This window comes from Cohnella sp. GCM10020058 (genome assembly GCF_042683485.1).
GTDB lineage: Bacteria > Bacillota > Bacilli > Paenibacillales > Paenibacillaceae > Cohnella.
In genome coordinates, this window is the sequence record NZ_JBHUJV010000001.1 from 173547 (window position 1) to 194647 (window position 21101).

Genomic DNA, 21101 nt, shown 5'->3' on the forward strand with positions numbered 1-21101 from the left:
GAGGGGACTACGGAAAGGAGCGATTGCAATGAACAGGAATCGATTCCGGATGACAGGCTTCCTGCTGGCGATTGTGCTGCTTTTTGTTATGGCGGTACCTGCGTTCGCATCGGCGGCTCAAGAGAAGAAGATAAGCGTGTTTTATAATGGCCAGGTCATTACGTTTGAAGAAGCTGCTCCAATTATGAAGGATGGCCGAACCCTCGTCCCGTTCCGCAAATTGTTGGAAACGCTAGGTTTTAAAGTAGAGTGGGTGAAAGAGAAGGGCGTTGATAAAGCGATCGGCAAGAAAAAGGGACTCGATATCGTACTGACGATCAACGCGAAAACCGCACTCGTCAACGATCAAAAAGTTTCGTTGGACGTTCCGGCTCAAGTCGTAAACGGCAGTACGATGGTGCCGCTTCGCTTTGTTTCGGAGAACAGCGGGTGTGAGGTCGAGGTTTCGGGCAAAGCGGGCGATGTAATCATTCATATTAATGATAAGAAAAAGCCGTCCGGTAACAGCGCGGAAGATAGCAACGAGAAAGCGATTGAGCCATACGTCCTGAAGGGTACCGTCGTCGATGCGGATGGTCGTCCTATTAAAGGGGCGAAGGTGTACGCCGACAACCTGCTGCTATACGACAGCAACCAAGTGGGCGTTACCGATGAGAAAGGCCGGTACCGAATTGAATTAAGCAAAATGGCGGCGACCTGGAGCGCCAGCGGAGAAGCCGTGATCGATTTGAACGGCGTATCGTCCCCGATTGACTTGACCCCGGACAACGAGGACCCGTTTGCCGGCAACTTGGGTGCCATACGCAATTTTACGGCGCTGACAAAGACCGGGACTGTGGTGTTTCATATGGCCGATTTATGGGACCCCGCAGACGTTACACTCCCGCCTCCTGAACGGGAGGATGTCGAGTTGACGCTGGAGCCAGTCGGACAGATCTCGGGAGGGGCGGGCAAAAAGATCGTCGAGCACGGCAAAGTTACCGATAACGGCTTCGGCATTGCAGGCGTGCCGATCGGCCGCTACAAGATTACGGCCCGTTTGGTGCCGAATGGGGAACCGGCCAAGAGCTTGTTGGTAGGGTTGCTCGATAAGAACGATTTCCAAGAGTCGTTGGTGGCAGACTTCGAGAATATCGTCGGCGCCTATTATCGCCTCGAGATCGAATTGAAGCTGCCCTAGACCGGACGAACGATTAGAAAAGAGGAATTTACATTGAGTATGCTTAGAGTTAAGCCAATATTGAAATGGTCTTTGCCGCTGAGCCTTGCGCTCCTATTGGCTGCCTGCGGAGCCGGTGCGAACGACAAGAACGATAATGCGATGTCAACCGCGTCCGAGATGCCTGCTTCGAGCCCGAGCGCAAGCGCAAGTCCGAGTGCGAGCCCCGGCGATTCGGGATTGGAGCCCTCTGCTCAAGTGCTTCCCGGTTTCGTATTGTTTAAGGATGAAGCCAGCGGCGTAGAAATTCAGTATCCGGAGAAGTGGGAATTAAGCCACGATGTTCCGGGTGCCATCGTCAGCTTTATGACGGCGCTTGAGGACGGCGACAAGTTCCGGGATAATGTCAGCATTTCCATGCAAGATCTCGGCGAGGATAAGATGGACCTCGCTCAATATGTAGAGCTGACGAAGCAGCAATTGCAAGAGATCATTACGGATTTCAAGATGATTTCAGAGGAGAATTTTTCAACGGACGACGGTCTCGACATCAAAGTGATTAAGTATACGGGAAAGCAAGGCGATTTTAGTCTGACTTGGCAGCAGCTACTGTCGATCAAGAACGGAAAGGCGTATATTCTGACCTATTTGGCTGAAGACGATGCCTTTGACAAGTATGTTGAGACGGTCGGCAAAATGGTGGAAACGTTGGTCATTTATTAACTACAAAGCCGAATTTGTTCAACGGGACAAAGCAGAGCAATTCCCTGCTTTGTCCCGTTTGCGTTTTTGATCGATGTCCTCTTTCTTGAGCAGCTGGGGCAGCCGCAAGCAGGGAACGAAGCTGACCCGGGCGGCATCAGCCGGACTCGGCATGGCGGGCCCGGTACTCGCTCGGGCTCATGCCCGCCGTGGCCGCAAATACGCGGCTGAAATAGTTTTGGTCGGCATAGCCGACCATTTCGGCGATTTCCTTGTTGCGCATGGACGGGAAATGGACCATCAGCTCCTGGGCTTTGCGCATGCGCATGGCGGTGACGTATTCCACGAACGACTTGCCGCTGTTTTCCCGAAACAAGCCGCAGAGCAGCGTTTTGGAAATGTGGAACTTGTTCATCAACTGCGTCAGCGACAGCGGCTGTCCGATATGGGCGGCGATGAACAGCTCGATTTTGGCAAATAAGCGAACCAGATCTCCGCTGTTCAGCTCGTCGAGTTCCCATTCGAAGCTGCGCGCCAGCATGGCGATCAGGCCGTCCGCCAGCTCGGCGAACGACCGGGACATCTGCAGCAGCTCCTCGATCCGGGCATCCCAATTTCGAAGCTTGAACCCTTTCGTCTCGCGCTCGTCGTTTTCGAGAATGCCGACGATCTCCTTGATCTGAAGCCGCACGATGATTATCGGACTGCCGTCCGCCTCCCATAGCTGCACCGTATGACGGATCAGACTGGCGATTCCGGCATGGTCGCCGCGAACGAGCAACCGCTCGAGCTGCTTCTTTTCGACCTTGGTGAATTGCGGCGCGAGGGGCCGCTCCGGCGCGGAGGCGTCGAGCCATTGCGGCTTGCCGATGACGGTCCGTTCGGTCAGCACGTTGCGCAGCGCGGGCACCAGCTGCCCCAATCGGCGGATATCGGCGAACGGTTCGCTGCAGCCGACCGAAGGCGCGACTCCGTTTCTCGAGAAATGCAGGGAGACGGCTCGGCGAAGGCGGTCCAGCTTCGTCCGGTCGTCTTCGCGCATGCCGGCCACGAGCAGCTGGGAGCGGCCGTCGTCGAGCGGAATGCTCCATAACCGATCGTCCTCGCCCAGCTCCGCCGCGAGCAGCGTCCGGAGCCGTTCCTCCTCCTCGTCGTCGTCCGGCACAAGCACGGGATGCTCCTGAATGATAGCCATATTTTGCACCATAAAGACGCGGTACAGCGGAAAGGCGAACAACGGACGGACGGCGGAGTCTGCGTCCTCGGAAGCATGAGGAGATCCGAGCAGCGCGAGCAGGGCGGCCCGCTGCGCCCGATACGACTTGTTGCGCGTGCGCAGCAGCAGCTTCTCGATCAGGCTGCGCAGCGAATGCAGATCGACCGGCTTGAGCAAATAGTCGACGACGTTGAATCGGATCGCCTCCCGCACATAATCGAACGTAGGATAGGCGCTGACGACGACGACGGGCAGCTCCGCGTCGAATTCGCGGATCGCCCGGGCCAGATCGATACCGCTGAGCGCCGTCATCTGAATGTCGGTGAAGACGACATCCGGCTTGTGCTCGGCGATGCGCCGCAGCGCCTCCCGTCCGTCGTAGCATTCCGCCGCAACGTTAAGCGCCACCCGCAGCTCCTTGCCCAGCTCCTCGATTCTGCGTTTGAATTGTTCGATGAAGAACGGCTCGTCGTCCACGATCATGATATTCATGCTTCATCACCCTATCCGTTGAATGTGCCGCGGAGCACGATTTCCGCCCCGCCGCCCGGCCGATTGCCGATCGCATACCGGAACTGATGCCGGAACTGCAGCTTCATCCGCACGATCGTGCTGACCATACCCATGCCGCCCAGGTCGAGGCGGATCTGCTCAAAGTCCGCGTCCAGCCTCGCCAGCGACGACTCGATCTTGCCGTTGACGGCGGCCAGTCCATCGTCCGCGAAGCCGGCGCCGTTGTCGAGCACCCGCAGCTCCCACCATTCGCCCTCCAGCCGGCCGACAACGGAGATGCGAAGCGGGCGGGCGTTTCCGCCGAATCCGTGCTTGATGGCATTTTCCACAAGCGGCTGAAGGATGAGCTTCGGAACGAAAATAAACAGCATGTCGGGATCGAGATCGAATTCGTATTCCAGCAGATGCATGTAACGCGTCTTCATCAATTCCAGGTATCGCGCGGTGAAGGCGGCTTCCTTGTCGAGCGTCGTGGTCGGGGAATCCATGGAGATGGAATAACGCATGAATTCCGACAAATTGCGGCTCAGCATGTTGACCTGCTCCAGCTGGCCGCTTTCGGCCGAGGCTTGAATAATGCCGAGCATGTTGAACAGGAAATGCGGATTGATCTGCGCCTGCAGGGTCTCGAACTGGGATTGCAGCTGCAGTGTGCGGAAGCGGACGATTTTTTCCAGCGAATGCTGCAGCCGGTCGTTCATGTTGCGGAACGAGAAGTTGATTTTCTGGATCTCGTTCATTCTGAATTTGTTGTCGATTTTCGGCTGCGCGTCCTGCAGGTCGATCGAATCGATCGCATTCTTCAGCTTCACCAGCGGCTGGGTGAGCACGCGGGACAAATAATAAAAGACGGCGACCGAAAAGAGGATAAGGACGACAACCGTGGCGGCCGCTACGTTGCGGAACAGGTCGAGCTTCGCGAATACGACCGCGCGCGGCACCGTCAGCACGACGGACAGGCCGGACTTCGGCGCCGTCTGTTTGAAGGCGTATTCATTTTGCCCTGCGGCGTCCGCAGCGGAGGTGGGCTCGCCGGCCGTTGCCTCGCCGCTGCGGTCGTCCGCGCGCGCGTAGATGACGCGGTCGCCCGCAGTAACGAGCAGCCGGGATCCCGGCATCGTCTCCAGCTGCTCGAGCGGGATGAGCTTGGCGACTTCAATTTGCATCTCGATAACGCCGATTTTGTTTTGCTTCGGATTGAGCAGGCGGCTGAACACGAAGACGGGCACGTCCTCGGGATTGGCAGCATAGTCCTTGTCCTGGTAGCGGATTAGCGTCTGGCCGCTCGATCGGCGCACAACGTCAAGCTCGGCGGGATCGTCCGGCGGCCGGTTGGCCAGCTGGCGGACGGAAGGGCGGAGATAGACCGCGTTCTGGGCGGTGACGATGCCGATCCGGTGAATATCGTTGTAAATCGCCGCGATGAGGCCGAGAAAATCGTCCACCGCCTTGCCCGATTCGAACGTATCGTACGATTCGCCGTCGGCGGCCAGCAGCTCCAAATATTGAATGACCGTCCGTCCGTTGATTCCGGTGCTGAGATAAGCCTGCTTGCTGATGCTGTTGAACTCGCCCCAGCTCGTATCCAGCTTGTCGCTGATCGTCGCCACCGTCTGGTTTATATTGTTCAAGGCATTTTTCTCGATGCCTTTCTTCAGATAGAGATAGGCGGGAACGCTTGCCATGATCGTAATCGCAACGAATACCAAGGAATAGACGAAGAAGACTTTTGCCTGCAGGGAATTCCTCAATTTCAATGCCGATCACCGCCTTGCCCACAGTATAGCACAAACGAATCTGCTCTCCGGATGTCTGTCCAAAAATCCAGACCGCCCGAACGATCTTCCATATCGGACGGCTCTGGCCGTTTGCTATCATAAGGGGGCAACGAGCTGGCGGCACACAATACGATTATCGGAGGCGTTCGAAGAATGCGACATTCCAGACTCAAATCGACGACGGCTATCTTGGCGTTCGTCATCCTGATGGGTATCCTGGCGGCCTGCGGAAACGGCAATAAAGCGGACGACAACGCCGGCGTCGCCGGTTCGCAAGCGTCCAATGCCGGCGCGTCAGCCAGCCCGGCGCCTGCCAAGAAGCCGGTCGAGCTGGTGCTCTCCACCTTCAACAGCTGGGGCGAATCGGTCGGCCTGAAGAACGCGCTGGCCGCCTACGAGAAGGCGACGGGCAACAAGGTCAGGCTCGACGTCTATCCGGACGATCAATTTATCAACATCCTCAAGACGAAAATGTCGACGGACGACGCCCCCGATCTGTTCCAGGCCAACGTGGGCGACGGCTACGTTCCTTTCACTTTCCTGGAACCGCTTTCCGGCCCGTGGGCGGACAAGATGATCGACAGCGTCAAGCAGTTCGCCGCCAAGGACGGTCAAGTGTACGAAGCGTACGCCACGCCGCTCGGCTACTTCGGCGCCATTTACAACAAAAAGGTGTTTGAGAAAGCCGGCGTCAAGGTGCCGATGATGAATTACGCGGAACTGACGGCGGGCATGGAGAAAATCAAGCAGACGGGCGCAACGCCGCTGTTCATTCCCGGCAAGGAGGGCTGGACGTACCAGATGCTGCAAGCCGTCGGCGGCGTCTATACGTTCCCCGACGAAGACGTGGAGAAGATCGTCAAAAACGAGGAGAAGCCGAACGACGTCAAGGCGCTGGTCGAATTCGCCAACCGGATGCTGGCACTCAAGCCGTATGTTAACGACAATCATATGACCGTGCAGATTCCCGACGGCTATCAGGGGCTGCTGGATGGCAAATACGGCATGACGGTGCTGGGCGACTGGCTGTACGCCGATCTCGCCAAGACGGATCCCGAGAAGGTTAAGGATCTCGGCATGATGCCGATCACGCTCGGCGACGATTATATCAGCGGCGTCGTCAACCTGTCGGGCCGCGCCTTCGGCGTGCCGAGCAACAGCAAGCATAAGGAAGAGGCCAAAGAACTGGTCAACTTCCTTATGGAGCCGGACAACTTCAAAATCATGGTCGCTCCCGACCAGGGCGCGAGCCCGTATGAAGGCTACGCGACCGACCAGAATCCGTTCCAGCAGGAAATGCAGCAGCTGACGGCCGCCAACCAAATTCCGATCACGCTGGACGTGTTCCGCCAGCATTTCCCGACCTTCAATTTCTCGGATAGCGGCAAGCCGTTCCGGGACATCTTCGCCGACAAGCCGATCGACAAGGCGTTCGACGACTGGTACAAGGATTACGCCCAGTTGAACCGCACGATCAAGACGCCGGGCTGGTAACGGCCGGAGCGCCTCTACAAAATTTGCGATTGCGCGGGCGCGGCGAACGGCGCGCCCGCGCCGATTACGGAAGGCGGTAAGGCCATGCTTTCAAAAGGCGTATCGAAGCAGTATACGATATTGTTCGTCCTGCCGGCGTTTCTCTTGTTCAGCCTGTTTTTCATCATCCCCAATCTATCAGGGTTTGCGATGGCGTTTACCGATTGGTCCTCCTACTACCCGCTGAAGCCGGCCTTCAACGGCTGGACCAATTTCGTCGATCTGTTCCAGTCGTCGATCTTCTCCATTTCGATCAAGAATACGCTGATCTTCACCGTATTGACCACCAGCGTCAAGATCGTCGTCGGCTTCCTGCTGGCCATCCTTCTCAACAATCAGATCAAGCTCAAGCATCTGTACCGGACGATCATCTTCTCGCCGATCGTATTCAACCCGCTGGTCATCGCCTTCGTGTTCAGCGCGCTGTACCAGCCGGAGTTCGGGCCGATCAACGTCTTTCTGCGCAGTGTCGGCCTCGGCTTCCTCGCCCGGGAGTGGCTGACGGATCTGCGTTTTGCCATGCTGTCGATCTGCGCCATGGACGTCTGGGCCAGCATCGGCATTACGGTCGTCATTTTCCTGACGGGGCTGCAGTCGGTGCCGCACGAATATTACGAGGCCGCAACCGTCGACGGGGCGGGCAGCTTTCGAAGATTTTTCAACATTACGCTGCCCTTGACGATGCCGGCCATCACCATCAATTTCATTCTGTGCCTGATCGGGGGCGCCAAAGTGTTCGGCCAGGTATTCGGGCTGACGAACGGGGGGCCCAACGACGCGACGCAGGTGTACGGCACCTTCATCTTCAAATCGTTCTCGACGGGCTTGTACGGCTATTCCGCCGCGGCCGGACTGCTATTCACGGTCGTCATCAGCGTCGTCAGCTTCATCACGCTTGGCTTGTTCCGCAAGCTGGAGGTCGAATATTAATGCAGATTTCGAGACTCGCAAAACTGTGGAAGCTTTTCGCGGAACTGATCATGCTGGGCGTCGTGGCGGTCTATCTGCTGCCCGTCTGGATCGTCGTCGTCAACTCGCTGAAGGATACGATCCACGCCAACCGGCTCGGCTACAACTGGCCGAAGCAGCTGCATTTCGACAACTATGCGAAGGTGTTCGAGAAGTCCAACGCGCTGTCGGGCATCTACAACGGGCTGTTCATCGGCATCACGGTCGTGCTCATCGGAGGGCTGTTCTCGGCCGCCGCCGCCTATTATATCGCGAGAAAAGGAACGCGGTTCGCCCGGTTCGCCAGCCTGTATTTTTTGTCCGGCATCATTATTCCGACCGCGATCATACCGACTTATTTCGCCATGCTCATTCTCGATCTCAACAACACGTATCTCGGTCTGATCGCCATTTTTACGACCTATACGCTGCCCCTGAGCGTCTTTCTGTATATCGGTTTTCTGAAAACAATACCGAGAGAAATCGACGAGGCGGCTATCATAGACGGCAGCAAGCCTTACCAGATGTTCGTCTCGATCATTTTGCCGCTGCTTGCCCCGGTGTCCGTGACGGTCGTCGTCCTCAACTTCATCGGTGTCTGGAACGACGTGTCGACGTACCTGTACTTCTCGGGGGGAGACAAATGGCCCCTGCCGATGACCGTCTTCATCTTCTTCGGCAAATACAAGCAGCAGTGGGACCTGCTGTTCGCTGACATTCTGATCGCCACGCTGCCGAGCCTGATCTTTTTCGTCTTCGGCCAGCGGTACATGGTGTCCGGCCTGACGGCCGGTTCGGTAAAGGCATAGCATGATCGATTATGCGCGCAATATCCGCAAGGACGACTGGTTCAGGCATCCCGTCATCGGCGATCCGTCCTTCGACACGTTCGTGCGGTCCCCGGCGAACCCGGTCTACAAGGGGACGGCTCCGTTCGAGTGGCCGGTGAACGGGACGCTGTTCCGGGACCCTGTGTCCGGTCTGCTTTATGTGTATATATCGCTTTATTACAAAGGCTACTGGCCGCCGGAGACTTCCGGCGACAGCCTGCATGTCGTCGCCATGCGCTCGTCGGACGACGGCGCATCCTGGCAGCCGGTCGGCCCCGTGCTGGAGGGAACGCCGGACGGCTGCGACTCGCGGGACGGCCGGCGCGGCGGCGCAGCCGACCTGTGCGTCGTCTGGGACGGCGGGCGCTACCATGCCGTGTTCGGCTGGGCGTCGCCCGGCAATGCCGACGGCGGCATCGGCTACGCCGTCGCCCCGACGCCCGAGGGGCCGTTCGTCATCGCGGCGGCACCGGTTCACCGGGAATCGGACCAGCCACCGCTGCTCGGCCGATACAAGCGATTGTACGCCTCGTCGCTCATCCGGCGGGAGCGGGATTGGCTGATCGTGGCGATGGCCAGCACGCCGCAGAACTGGGGCGGCACTTGGGCGCTCGCGGCGATAACGGCGGAACGGCCGGAAGGGCCGTACTCGGCGCCGGTGCTCCTTTTGCATCCGCAAAGTCAAGTATTCCACCCGCCGATTATGGAGTTCTTCCCCGCATTTGAGGACGAGCGGCATGTGTACGCGCCGTTCACTTCGCTGGCGCTAAACCGCGGCTTTCAGGCGCTGTACCGCGCGGAGCGGGAGCGGGCCCATCTTCCCGAGGCCTGGCGGCTGATGAAGTACGGCTCGCTGTGGCATGCGGAGGATCTGGCTCACGAGAAGCAGGGCATATGGGGCCAGACGCTGGCCGGTCTGCCGGAGGCGGACGGACGATTCCGGGTTATCTATCCCGCCAAGACGGCGCCGGAGGAGGATATAGGGACGATCAACTTCGCCGAATGCGTCTGGGCGGACATCGACCGGGGCGAGACGTTCCGGCTGTCCGCGCCGAACGGCGACGCCTTCAGCTTTCTGACGGCTGAATTCGGCGAATTCGCGCTTGAGGCGAGGGTCGGCTCCGCCGGGAAAAATAGCGTCTGCTGGGCGTGCCGGGCGCCGATCGGTCCCGACATCACCACGGCGGGAGCCGCGCTGCATCTGCTGATGTACCGCGATATGCTGCGGCTGCAATGGTCGGACGGCTGCTGGAGCCTGACCGATCACGACGATTCGGGAGGCGTCGCACAGCTGGCCGCGGGTGTCTATCCGACGGCGGGGGAAGGGGCGAACGCGCCGGCAGCGAAGAACGTGTCGGCAACGGCGGACGAGATTCGGCTCCATTATGCGGCCGAAGGCACGAGCCTGACGATAAACGGCGTTAACGTCTGGTCCGGGCGCATCGCGATCCGCCGCGGCGCGGTCGGGCTGCTGGCGGGGGAGGGAAGCGCGATGCGGGTCGACCGCTTTGCGCTCGACCGCGCGGGCGCCCCCTTGACGGTGGCATGTCTGGCGACGGAAGGAATGATCGGCGCGGGTCATGCGCCCGCCAGAGACGGCAGCGCCGCAGAGCCGGAAGGCTGGACTCGGGTGACGGACGAGCGGCTGCGCTTCGGCTTCGGGTATCGGACCGACCGCGCGGGCAGCCGGGTCAAATGGAATTATCACGGTGGACGGTTCAGGCTGTGGAGTCCGACAGACCGCTCGCTCGGGCAAATTCGCGTATACCTGGACGGAACGCTGCTCGCGACGATCGATCTGGCTGCCGGGATCGCCGGGCCTTCCCGCGTCGTCTTCGACAGCGGCGAGCTCGCTAGCGGCTATCGCGCCGTCACCGTCGAGCTCGCCGGCGGCGGGGCGATGGTCTGCGATTCGTTCGACTTCACAGCGGCCGGATCGGACGCGGAGGAGCATATGTAGACGAGGTCAGATCGACGGAGCACATAAAAGAAGGGAGCTGCTGCGGGCATGAGAGTCATTGTCGGCGGATTGGTGCAGGAGAGCAACACGTTCAGTACGGCGTCCGTCACCGTGGACGATTTCCGGCGCTATTATATGGCGGCGGACGAGGAGCTGGCGAGCGGAGGGACGGCGCGCAACGAGCTGAGCGGCTTCTATCTGGCGGCCAAGGAACGGGGAGTGGAGCTTCTGCCGACGCTGTATGCGGGCGCGGTCTCCGCCGGAAGAATCGGACGGACGCCGTTCGACGAGCTGAAGCGGATGCTGCTGAGCCGCATCGGGCGGCTGCGTCAGGCGGACGGCGTGCTGCTGGCGCTGCATGGCGCCTGGTGCGCCGACGACGAAGACGACGCCGCAGGTGAGGTGTTGGAGGACGTCCGCGCGATTGTCGGACCGGGCATAAAGATCGTCGTCACGCTGGATTCGCATGCGAACGTGACCCGGCGGATAGCCGCTCTCGCGGACGGAATCGTCGGCTACCGGACGTTCCCCCATGTGGATTATATGGAAACGGGCCATCGGGCAGCCTGCCTGCTGTTCGATAGGATCGGGGATTCCCGCCGCCCGGTGGTCGCCTTCCGCAAAGTGCCGATGATCGTGCCTGCGGAAAACCAGCAGACGTACCGGGGGCCTATGCGGGAATTATGGCTGGAGGCGGAAGCCGGGGAGAGGGCCGGCGCTTCGATCGCCACGTCGCTGTTCGCGGTGCAGCCCTGGCTGGACGTGAAGGAGATGGGCTGCTCCGTCGTTGTCGTCGGAGCGGACCGGGCCCGGGCGGAGGCTGAAGCGGACCGGCTGGCGGCGATGATGTGGGCGCGCAGGGCGGCGTTCGACGTGGAGCTGCATACGGTGGAGGCGATCGTCGGCCTGCTGGACGGCGAGGACTCCGGGAGGCCGGTCGTTCTCTCCGATTCCGCGGACAGCCCCGGAGCGGGCTCGCCGGGCGACAGCAATTACGTGCTGCGCGAGCTGCTGCGGCTGAACGTGCAGCATCGCCGGACGGCGCTGCTGTCCATCGTCGACGCCGAGGCGGCGCGCAAGGCGTCGGCTGCGGGAAGCGGCAGCCGGGTCAAGCTGGCCGTCGGCCATTCGATATCGACCGAGATGGGGCGGCCGCTGGAGATCGAAGCCGAGGTCGCAGCCGTCGGCAGCGGCAAGTTCCGCTTCGGCGGCGGCTTCATCAAAAATTTGGAGGCGGATATGGGACGCTGCGCCGTGCTGGCGATCGGCGGTCTGTCGCTGCTCGTGATGGAGAACGCCGTCTTCACAGGCGATCCCGCCATGTACCGCAGCGTCGGCCTGGAGCCGGCGGAGGCGGACATCGTGCTGGTGAAGTCCGCCAACCAGTTCCGCTCCGAATACGAGAAGCTGTCGTCCCGCATCTACATTCTGGACACGCCGGGGGCGAGCACGGCCAATATCCAGTCGCTGAACTTCGTCAATATCGACCGGCCGATGTACCCGTTCGACGACCATTTCGACTGGAGGCAATCACGATGAACAAAAGCGAACGAGCGGCGGCGCGCAGGACGCGAGCGCCGCGCCGGACGAATGGAGGATGGGCGCGATGACGAACGAAGAGACACTCTACGCCAGCCAGAAAGTGCGCAAGATCAGCTTCGAGGGCGACGCGCTGCGCATGTCGATGGACTGGAGCGTCGAGGATCTGGATAAAATCCAGGTGCTTGTGGAGAGCACGATGGGCTCGAGCCACCCGAGCTCTTATCATCTCGGCGAGCTCGTCGCCGAGGCGGAGAAGGGCGTCTACCAGCTCGGAGGCAAGCCGGCCGTCTATACGACGACGGACATATGCGACGGCGTGGCGCAGGCCCACAACGGCATGCATTATTCGCTGCCGTCGCGGGATATGATCGCTTCGATGGTGGAGATCCACGCCATGGCGACGCCGTTCGACGCGATGGTGCTCTCGTCGGCCGGCGACAAGGCGGTGCCGGCGCATCTGATGGCGATCGCCCGGCTGGATATACCGGCGATCCATATTCCGGGGGGAGCGATGGGCGCGGGGCCCTGCATGCGCTCCAACGAAGAGCTGTGGCATATGAGCGTCGAAACGGAGAGCGGCAAAATGACGAAGGAGGAATTCCTCGCCTTCCAGCGCGCCTGCTGTCCGACCTGCGGCGCCTGCCAGTATATGGGGACGGCGGCGACGATGCAGGCGATGGCCGAAGCGCTGGGCCTGGCGCTGCCATGGTCGGCGCTTATTCCGGCGACGAACGCCGAGATTCGCCGGTCCGCCCGCGAAGCGGGCCAGCAGGTGATGCGGCTCGCCCGCGCCGGCATCAAGCCTTCGGACATTTTGACCCGCCAGTCGTTCGAGAATGCCATCATGGTGCATTCCGCCATCGGCGGCTCGCTGAACGCGGTCATGCATCTGATCGCGATTGCCCGGGAGACGGGCATCGAGCTGTCGGCGGACCGGTTCGACGAGATTCACGGCCGGGTGCCCGTCCTGGTCGATACTAAAACCGCCGGTCATTATCCGACAGAGCTGTTCTGGTATGCGGGCGGCGTCCCTTTTGTCATGGAGGAAATCAGGGAACTGCTCCATACGGACGCGCTGACCGTCACCGGCCGCACCGTCGGGGAGAACCTGGACGAATTCCGCAAGAGCGAGATGCCCCGCTACGCGGAGATGTTCCTGGCCAATTACAAGCTGAACCGCCGGGACGTCATCTATCCGCTGAAAAAGCCGCTCAAGAGCGAAGGCTCTCTCGCCGTACTTAAGGGCAACCTCGCTCCCGCGGGCGCGACGATCAAAAAGTTCGCCGTCGCCGCGGACATGCAGCGGCATCAAGGTCCGGCCGTCGTGTTCGACAACGAGCGGGAGGCGGTGGACGCCCTGGTGGCCAAAACGATCCGGCCCGGAGACGTCATCGTCATCCGCTACCAGGGGCCGAAGGCGGTCGGCATGCCGGAGATGTTCTTCATCTCCGAGCTGATCGCATCCGATCCCGTACTGTCGCGCACGACGTCGCTCGTGACCGACGGGCGGTTCTCGGGTGCGACGCGCGGACCGTGCGTCGGCTATCTGGGGCCTGAGGCACTGGACGGTGGCCCCATCGCCGCCGTGAAGAGCGGCGATCTGATCCTCATCGATATCCCGAACCGGCGCATCGACGTTGTGGGAGAGGACGGAATCGAGCGCGGAGCCGACATCATGAAGGAGGTGATGCGGGACAGACTGGCGCAATGGCAGCCGCCGGCCTTCGCCCACAAAGGCGTTCTGCGCCAATATACGGCGCTGGCGCGGCCCGCGCTGGAGGGCGGATCGTCTTCCGAAGGAGGTACGCCCAGATGCGGTTGAGCGGCAAAACGGCCATCGTCACCGGCGCGGCCCAATCGATCGGCGCAGCCGTCGCCAGACGCTACGCCGCGGAGGGGGCCGTCGTCGCGATCGTCGACCGCGCCCGTCCGGAGCTGGCCGAAGCGGTCGTCGACGAGATTAACGGAAGCGGCGGCGAGGCGTTTTTCGTTCAAGCCGACGTGTCCAGGGAGGACGAGGTTCGCCGAATGGTGCGCGAGATCGCGGACCGCTGCGGCACGGTCCACATTCTCGTCAACAACGCGGGCATCGATCCCCGCAAGCGGTGGACCGAGATTACGGCGGACGACTGGGATCATGTGATGGGCGTCAACGTCCGCTCCCAGTTTCTGTGCGCCAAGGCGGTACATCCTTACATGCAGGCGCAGCGCTACGGCAAGATCGTCAACGTCTCGTCGGTCACCTTCTTCACCGGACAGGCGAATTTCGTCCATTACGTCGCTTCCAAGGGAGCGGTCGTCGGCTTCACCCGCGCGTTGGCCCGGGAGGTGGCGGGCGACGGCATTACGGTCAATTGTCTGACGCCCGGCGCCGTGCTGACGGAGACGGAGCTGGCGAAGGTCGGTACCGAAGAGCTGAAGGAGGCCGAGCGCAAGCTGGCGGAATGGCAAAGCTTCGCCCGGCGCGAGACGCCGGCCGACCTGGAGGGGGCGTTCGTCTTTCTCGCTTCCCCCGACAGCGACTTCGTTACCGGGCAGACGCTGAACGTCGACGGCGGCTGGATCATGCTTTGAAGCGGAGCGTCGGACCGGCGCGCCCGCCCGCACGTCCGGCTCGAAGCCGGGGAACTACGGCAAGCGAATCAACGGCATCCACATTCGAGAAGGAAAAGAGGTTATTGATGATGAAGGTTCAATCGGCCTTTCTTCTATCCGTTCCGAGAAAATGGATTTACGCCTTCGCTTTCGCGTCGATCGTTCTGATCGCGGGCTTTGCCGCGGCAGGCGAAGCCCACGCCCAGACCTATTACGTCAGCTCCTCCGACCCCGGCCGCAGCGACAGCGGGCCCGGGACGAGCGCCTCCGCTCCCTGGGCGACCTTGACGAAGGTGTCTTCGGTGACGTTTAACGCCGGAGATACCATTTTGCTGAAAAAAGGCGATACGTGGACGGGCGAGACGCTGTACCTGAAGGGCAGCGGCACCTCCAGCAACTGGATCACGCTTTCCTCGTACGGCACCGGCGCGCGCCCGCGCATTACGCCGTATACGTCGGAAGCGGCCATACCGGCCGCCGACCCGACGAATGTCGCGAACAACGGCATCATGTACGGCATCCGCCTGCAGAACAACGCCGGCTGGAAAATCGTCGGCATCGAGGTCGCCTATACGAAAATGGGCATCGTCTACACGAACGACAACACCGCCAACAAGGACGGTCTGTGGATCGAGGACTGCTACGTGCACAACATCGCGAAATGGCCGATCCATCCGTATCCGTCAGCGGACACCCGCGCCGCCGACTTGCAGTACGCGGCCTATTCCATCGGCATCTACGCGCACGGCAGGCATCTCGACAGCGGTCTGTACGGCCACCTGCAGAATATTACGATCAAAAACACGACCATCAACAACACCGACGCGCCGCTTGACGTCGGCTGGGCCGACAACATAACGATCGATGCCATTACCGCCAAGGATTCGTATCGGGAGGGCGTACAGTTCGGCCACGTCAACTACGACGGCGCCGGTCCGTTCGTCGGCAGCTTTACGAACAGCCGAATTTTGCGGTCCGGCTATCTGTACGGCTTCGCATGGGGATCGGCGGGCCTGCAGTTCAATGCCGTGCATCACTTCACCGTCGACAACGTGGAGATCGGCTCGACGAAGGCGCCGGACGGTCCGGACGGCGTCGGCGTCGACTTCGAGGGGTTGAACACCGACGTTACCGTGCAGAACAGCTACATTCACGACAACGACGGCGACGCCTTCATGTTGACGCGCAACGGGTTCTGGGGCCGGAACGAAGTGACCGGCATGCCGATCGAGAACGCCAACACGAGCATTATCGGCAACTACATCGTCAACAACGGGCTCAAGATCGATCCGAACCAGCCGCACGCGGCCTTCATGGTGCACGGCTGGAATCTCGGCAACGGCGGCACGATTTCGGGCAATACGATCGTGAAAGCGTCGGCCTCGCAGGCGCTCAACAATATTTTCGAGCGGACGCCTAGACTGACGGAATCGATGCCGCGCGACCATGTGTACGCGAACAACATCGTCAAGCTGCCCGGGGGCAATATCATCCATAATGCCGCCACCGGATTTTACAAGACGCAGGGAGCGGCCGGCTGGAGCTATCTGGTGAACGGCTCGACGAATGCGGTCTGGCAGGAGGCGCCTGCGCCGAACGATTACGACGATGCCGGCACGACGCAGAGCTACGGCATCCCTTACGATTACGCGCCCAACGCGAACTGGCAGTACGGGCAAGGCTATTGGAAGTCGTCCGCGGGCGGCATGCAGATCGGCGACAATTGGCTCCTGCCCGACGTCGGGCAAGCGGCTCATCGCGTCTGGACGTCCGACGGCATCAAGAAAATCCGCATTACCGGCACGGCCAAAAAGGCGGACGTCTCCGGCGGCGACGGCGTGGACGTCAAAATCGTCAAAAACAACGACGCTACGCCGCTCTGGTCCGGCACGCTCGCTTACAACGATGCCACCGGTCTCAGCCACGACATCACGCTGATGGTCAAGTCGGGCGACAAAATCTCCTTTATCGCGAGCGCCAAATCGAGCGCTACGGGCGACAAGACGGAATGGAATCCGGTTATCGAGGAAGTACAGGAGTTGGGACAGTCGATTTATACGTCGCAAGTGCCGAATAACTTCTTTGCCGACGCGCGCTACGACCTGGGCACGAAATTCAAGGCGAACGTGTCCGGCACGATCACGAAGGTGCGCATTTACACGAAGGATGCGGAGAGCGGCATTCACACGGTGCGAATCTGGAACGCGGCGACGGGCGCCATGCTGCTGCCGAAGGCGTACGATTGGGATATTCCGGGCGGCACGGCCGGCTGGAAGGAATTCACGCTTCCCGTGCCGCTTGCCATCTCGGCCGATACCGACTACATCGTGTCGGTCACGAACAGCACGGATCTGTATTACGCCGACACGCAGCACGGCTTCGACAGTCCGATCAACAACGGCAATCTGATCACCTACGCGGCCAGCGGGGTGGGCAGCACGACGCTCGGCACGATGCCTAGCATCACCTACCTGAACAGCAGCTTTTTCCGCGATATCGTCTTCGTTCCGACGCCGTCGCAGACGATCTTTACGACGCAAACGCCGGACTATTACTTCTACGACGCGCAGTACGAGCTCGGCACCAAGTTCAAGACGAGCGTGGCGGGCAAAATCACGAAGGTGCGCATCTATACCAACGGCGTGGAGACCGGCACCCATATGGTTCGCATCTGGAACGTCGCCACCGGCACGATGATCCTGCCGGCGGCCTACAGCTGGAGCGTGCCGACGGGAGCGGCGGGCTGGAAGGAATTCACGCTTCCGACGCCGCAAGCGATCTCGGCCAACACGGACTATATCGTGGCCGTCTCTACCGGTACGGACAAGCTGTACGCCGATACGCAGCACGGCTTCGACAGCCCGATCAACAACGGCAGCCTCGTCACCTACGCGGCGAGCGGCGTCGGTACGACAGCGCTCGGCACGATGCCGACGAGCACGTACCTGAACAGCAATCTGTTCCGCGATATCGTGTTCGTCGCCGACTGACGGAGCGGGCCACTCTCATTTTGTGCTCAAAAATTTGAAGGAGTCTCTCCGTTCGGTCCTGCCGAACGGGAGACTCCATCCCTTGTCCGGACTGCCGGACAAGGGAATGCCGAGGATGTGAATACAATGAAAATCGACGACATGCGGGAAGGGTTTATTGCCCCTTCCCCGTCGCTTCGTTCGGTTCCCTTCTGGTCCTGGAACGACAAGCTGGAAATCGATGAGCTGATCCGCCAGATCGGGGAAATGAAGGCGCAGGGCATGGGCGGCTTCTTCATGCATTCCCGCGAAGGGCTGGAGACGGCATATATGGGCGAGGAATGGCTCGCCTGCATCGAAGCGTGCGTGCGTGAAGCGAAGCGGCTCGGCCTGCAGGCGTGGCTGTACGACGAAGACCGTTTCCCGTCGGGAGGCGCCGGAGGTACGGTCGCCGCGAAGGGCGACGCGTACCGGGCGAAGGCCGTCACGCTGGAGGCGATCGGAAAGGACCGCAAGCGAGCCTCGGTCCCTGGCCTGGCAGATTCGAAGGCCGGCAGCGAAGCAAACGCCGGCGACGGTGGTGTCAACGCAGACGCCATCGCGGATGCGGGCGCCGTTGCCGACAAGAGCGCCATCGCCGTCTTTTTGGCGAAGGCGGACGGCACGGAGCTGCTGCGCTGCGAGCGGATCGCGGCCGACGGCCGGACGGTCGCGCTCGGCGAAGGCGAGCTGTTGCTCGTCTTTCGTCGGGAGATATCCGAGCCGGACGCATGGTTCAACGACGAAGCGCCGGCCGACAACCTGAATCCGGCTTCGGTCGCCGCTTTTATTGAATCGACGTACGAGCCTTACCGGCGTACGGTCGGCGACGAGTTCGGGCAAGCCGTGCCGGGCATTTTCACGGACGAGCCCAATATCGCCGATTTCCGTTCGCCGCACGGCACGGACAGGGCGTGGCTGCCGTGGACGGACGGGCTCGCCGCTTTTTTCCGCGAGCGTCGGGGCTACGACCTGCTGGACGAGATTCCGCTGCTGTTTTTTCAAGGGGAGCGCGCGCCGAAAATCCGTCACGACTACTGGCGAACGATAACGGAGCGGTTCGGGGACGCCTACTCGCGGCAGCTGGGCGCATGGTGCGAGGCGAATGGCATCGCCTTGACCGGCCATTATCTCGTCGAACATAACCTGGGCATCGGAACGCGGCTGAACGGGGCGGTCATGCCCCAGTACCGGTACCAGCAGGTGCCCGGCATCGATATATTGGAGGAGCGGACGGAGGAGTATTGGACCGTCAAGCAGTGCACGAGCGTCGCCAATCAGTACGGGAAGCGGCGGGTGCTGTCCGAGATGTACGGATGCGCCGGCTGGGAATTCACGTTCGAAGGGCAGAAGTGGGTCGGCGACTGGCAATACGTCATGGGCGTGAACGCTCGCTGCCAGCATCTCGCGCTTTATTCGCTCAAGGGCTGCCGGAAGCGCGATTTCCCGCCGGCATTCGGCTACAATACGCCCTGGTGGAAATACAATCATGCGGTAGAGGACTATTTTGCGAGAATCGCCGCCGTGACGACGCAGGGGTCGGCCGTTCGCGACGTGCTCGTGCTTCATCCTTCCTCGACGGTATGGACGATGGTCGGCTGCGATCCTTACCGCTATCTCGGCTGGGACGACCCGAGCCTGCTGGCGGCCAACCGGCTGGAGCGGCAATGCGACGGCGTCGTTCGCGCGCTGCTCGGGTCGCATTACGACTTCGACTTCGGCGACGAGACGATTATGGCCGAGACCGCTTCGGCGGCGGGAGGGACGCTCGCCGTCGGCCTGGCTTCCTACAAGGTCGTCGTGCTGCCAGGCGTCGCCTCCATCTGGCGAAGCACGGTCGAGCTGCTGCTTGCCTTCCTGGAAGGCGGCGGGCGGGTGCTCGTCGTCGAGCCGGTCCCGACGATGATCGAAGGGGAGCGCTCGGGAGAATTGGCGGCGCTGCTGAGCCATCCGAACGCGGTGACGGTCGGGCGGCCTCGGGACGCGGTGCGCGCGCTGGAAGCGGCTCTGCCGCGCCGGGTAAGCATTTGCGACCGCGCCGGCAGCGAGGCTTCGTCGTTTCTCTATTTGATGACGGAGCTGGAGGACGGATACGGCGTGTTTATCGTCAACAACGACCGCAACAGCGGCCACGAGGTCGAGATCGCGCTGGAGCGGCCGGGCAAGCTGGAGGAATGGGACCTGCTCGGGGGCGGCATTGCCGTGCGGGGAGCATCCCTGCCGGGCAAGAGCAACAGCGGGGGCGGCATGCGCTTTACGGCCGATTTCGGCCCGGCGGGCTCGCGGATGTTCGTCGTCCGGACGGGCGAGCCGCCGCTGGAAGCCGAGAGCGATTTCTCCTACGTGCCCGTCCATGAACGCAACCGGGTGGCGGACGCGACGCTCGGCCCGGCCTGCCGGTTCACGCGGACGTCCCCCAACGCGCTCGTGCTGGACCGCTGCCGCTATCGGCTCGACGGGGGCGCGTGGTCGGAGCCGATGCTCGTCTGGGAGGCGCAGCGCGCGATCAGGGAGACGCTCGGCATGCGGCCCGTCCATTACAACGGCATTCCCCAGCGCTACCGCTGGATCGGCGAGCCGCATCCAAGGGACGGCGCGGCGGTCGAGCTGGCATTCGTTTTCGAGGTCGACGAAGTTCCGGCAACGGACGTTTTTCTCGTCCTCGAGCAGGCGGAATCGTTCGACATCCGTCTGAACGGGGAAGCGGCGGCCGCGGAGCCGAACGGCTGGTATTTCGACAAGTCGTTCATCAAGGTCAGGCTGCCCGTTGTTCGGCCCGGAAGCAACGAGCTGCTGCTCAGCTGCGCGTACAGGCAGACGTTCGAGCTGGAGGACTGTTATCTGATCGGCGATTTTGCCGTGGACGCCAGCCGCAGCATCGCGGCCGAGCCGGAGCTGCTTCATTTGGGCGATTGGTGCCATCAAGGCTACTACCATTATTGCGGCGGCATCATCTATCACTTTGAGTGTACGTTGGAGCCGATCGAGCCCGGCAAGCGCCGGGTGATCGAACTGGACGATTTCCGGGCAGTGACCGTGGAAGTGAGGGTGAACGGGACGTCGGCCGGGCTTATTCCGTGGAAGGCGGCGGGCAAGCTCGACTTGACGGAGCACTTGCGGGCGGGAACGAACCGCATCGACATCGAAGTGACGGGAAGTGCCCGCAATCTGCTGGGTCCCCTGCATCAGCGGGGCAGCCACAATCCGTGGACGGACTGGACGTTCTTCACGCGGGAGCATACGCGAGATGATCCGCAGTACACCGTACTTCCTTATGGATTGATGAGCAAAGCGAACATATATCAGATTTAGCGGCG

At 61.3% G+C, this 21101-nt stretch carries 13 protein-coding genes; 11 read left to right on the forward strand and 2 right to left on the reverse strand.

Annotation, left to right across the window (positions count from 1 at the left end):
• Positions 1-49: 49 nt before the first annotated feature.
• Entirely contained in the window at positions 50-1180 is a 1131-nt protein-coding gene (locus tag ACFSR7_RS00775; RefSeq protein WP_378158447.1) for a stalk domain-containing protein, read from the forward strand.
• A gap of 219 nt (positions 1181-1399) precedes the next feature.
• Positions 1400-1882 carry a PsbP-related protein gene (locus tag ACFSR7_RS00780; RefSeq protein ID WP_378158448.1) on the forward strand — a complete coding sequence of 161 codons (483 nt, stop codon included), beginning with the start codon at positions 1400-1402 and terminating at the stop codon, positions 1880-1882.
• Positions 1883-2018: 136 nt separating this feature from the next.
• On the opposite strand, the gene ACFSR7_RS00785 is transcribed toward ACFSR7_RS00780, so the two are convergent.
• Complete coding sequence (locus ACFSR7_RS00785; protein WP_378158449.1) at positions 2019-3569, reverse strand: response regulator; 1551 nt, start codon at positions 3567-3569, stop codon at positions 2019-2021.
• An 11-nt stretch (positions 3570-3580) separates the two neighbouring features.
• The gene (locus tag ACFSR7_RS00790) at positions 3581-5347 is read right to left on the reverse strand and encodes a sensor histidine kinase (RefSeq protein ID WP_378158450.1); all 1767 of its coding nucleotides are present in this window, start codon (positions 5345-5347) and stop codon (positions 3581-3583) included.
• Between the two features lie 174 nt (positions 5348-5521).
• Between ACFSR7_RS00790 and ACFSR7_RS00795 the strand changes: the two genes are divergently transcribed.
• The 9 genes from ACFSR7_RS00795 (at position 5522) to ACFSR7_RS00835 (ending at position 21096) form a co-directional block, all read left to right on the forward strand.
• Positions 5522-6862 (forward strand): ABC transporter substrate-binding protein, encoded by a 1341-nt coding sequence (locus tag ACFSR7_RS00795; protein WP_378158451.1) that lies wholly within the window; start codon positions 5522-5524, stop codon positions 6860-6862.
• An 84-nt stretch (positions 6863-6946) separates the two neighbouring features.
• The gene (locus tag ACFSR7_RS00800; protein ID WP_378158452.1) at positions 6947-7831 is read left to right on the forward strand and encodes a carbohydrate ABC transporter permease; all 885 of its coding nucleotides are present in this window, start codon (positions 6947-6949) and stop codon (positions 7829-7831) included.
• Complete coding sequence (locus tag ACFSR7_RS00805) at positions 7831-8658, forward strand: carbohydrate ABC transporter permease (RefSeq protein WP_378158453.1); 828 nt, start codon at positions 7831-7833, stop codon at positions 8656-8658. The genes ACFSR7_RS00800 and ACFSR7_RS00805 overlap by 1 nt, the downstream gene beginning before the upstream one ends.
• Before the next feature lies 1 nt (position 8659).
• On the forward strand, positions 8660-10639 hold the full coding sequence (locus ACFSR7_RS00810; protein ID WP_378158454.1) for a glycoside hydrolase family protein: 1980 nt from the start codon (positions 8660-8662) through the stop codon (positions 10637-10639).
• Positions 10640-10687: 48 nt separating this feature from the next.
• Complete coding sequence (locus ACFSR7_RS00815) at positions 10688-12178, forward strand: M81 family metallopeptidase (protein WP_378158456.1); 1491 nt, start codon at positions 10688-10690, stop codon at positions 12176-12178.
• A gap of 67 nt (positions 12179-12245) precedes the next feature.
• Complete coding sequence (gene ilvD, locus ACFSR7_RS00820) at positions 12246-14003, forward strand: dihydroxy-acid dehydratase (protein ID WP_378158457.1); 1758 nt, start codon at positions 12246-12248, stop codon at positions 14001-14003.
• Positions 13994-14755, forward strand: coding sequence for an SDR family NAD(P)-dependent oxidoreductase (locus ACFSR7_RS00825; RefSeq protein ID WP_378158458.1), 762 nt, complete (start codon positions 13994-13996; stop codon positions 14753-14755). Before ilvD ends, ACFSR7_RS00825 begins: the two co-directional genes overlap by 10 nt.
• 110 nt (positions 14756-14865) lie before the next feature.
• The gene (locus tag ACFSR7_RS00830) at positions 14866-17766 is read left to right on the forward strand and encodes a DUF4082 domain-containing protein (protein WP_378158459.1); all 2901 of its coding nucleotides are present in this window, start codon (positions 14866-14868) and stop codon (positions 17764-17766) included.
• A 126-nt stretch (positions 17767-17892) separates the two neighbouring features.
• Positions 17893-21096: a glycosyl hydrolase gene (locus ACFSR7_RS00835; protein ID WP_378158461.1), complete on the forward strand. Its 3204-nt coding sequence runs from the start codon at positions 17893-17895 to the stop codon at positions 21094-21096.
• Positions 21097-21101 lie beyond the last annotated feature (5 nt).

Coding starts and splice junctions, on each gene's coding strand:
- ACFSR7_RS00775 (WP_378158447.1), top strand. CDS start 50: ATGACAGGCTTCCTGCTGGCGATTGTGCTGCTTTTTGTTATGGCGGTA.
- ACFSR7_RS00785 (WP_378158449.1), bottom strand. CDS start 3,569: ATGAATATCATGATCGTGGACGACGAGCCGTTCTTCATCGAACAATTC.
- ACFSR7_RS00795 (WP_378158451.1), top strand. CDS start 5,522: ATGCGACATTCCAGACTCAAATCGACGACGGCTATCTTGGCGTTCGTC.
- ACFSR7_RS00800 (WP_378158452.1), top strand. CDS start 6,947: ATGCTTTCAAAAGGCGTATCGAAGCAGTATACGATATTGTTCGTCCTG.
- ACFSR7_RS00805 (WP_378158453.1), top strand. CDS start 7,831: ATGCAGATTTCGAGACTCGCAAAACTGTGGAAGCTTTTCGCGGAACTG.
- ACFSR7_RS00810 (WP_378158454.1), top strand. CDS start 8,660: ATGATCGATTATGCGCGCAATATCCGCAAGGACGACTGGTTCAGGCAT.
- ACFSR7_RS00815 (WP_378158456.1), top strand. CDS start 10,688: ATGAGAGTCATTGTCGGCGGATTGGTGCAGGAGAGCAACACGTTCAGT.
- ilvD (WP_378158457.1), top strand. CDS start 12,246: ATGACGAACGAAGAGACACTCTACGCCAGCCAGAAAGTGCGCAAGATC.
- ACFSR7_RS00825 (WP_378158458.1), top strand. CDS start 13,994: ATGCGGTTGAGCGGCAAAACGGCCATCGTCACCGGCGCGGCCCAATCG.
- ACFSR7_RS00830 (WP_378158459.1), top strand. CDS start 14,866: ATGAAGGTTCAATCGGCCTTTCTTCTATCCGTTCCGAGAAAATGGATT.
- ACFSR7_RS00835 (WP_378158461.1), top strand. CDS start 17,893: ATGAAAATCGACGACATGCGGGAAGGGTTTATTGCCCCTTCCCCGTCG.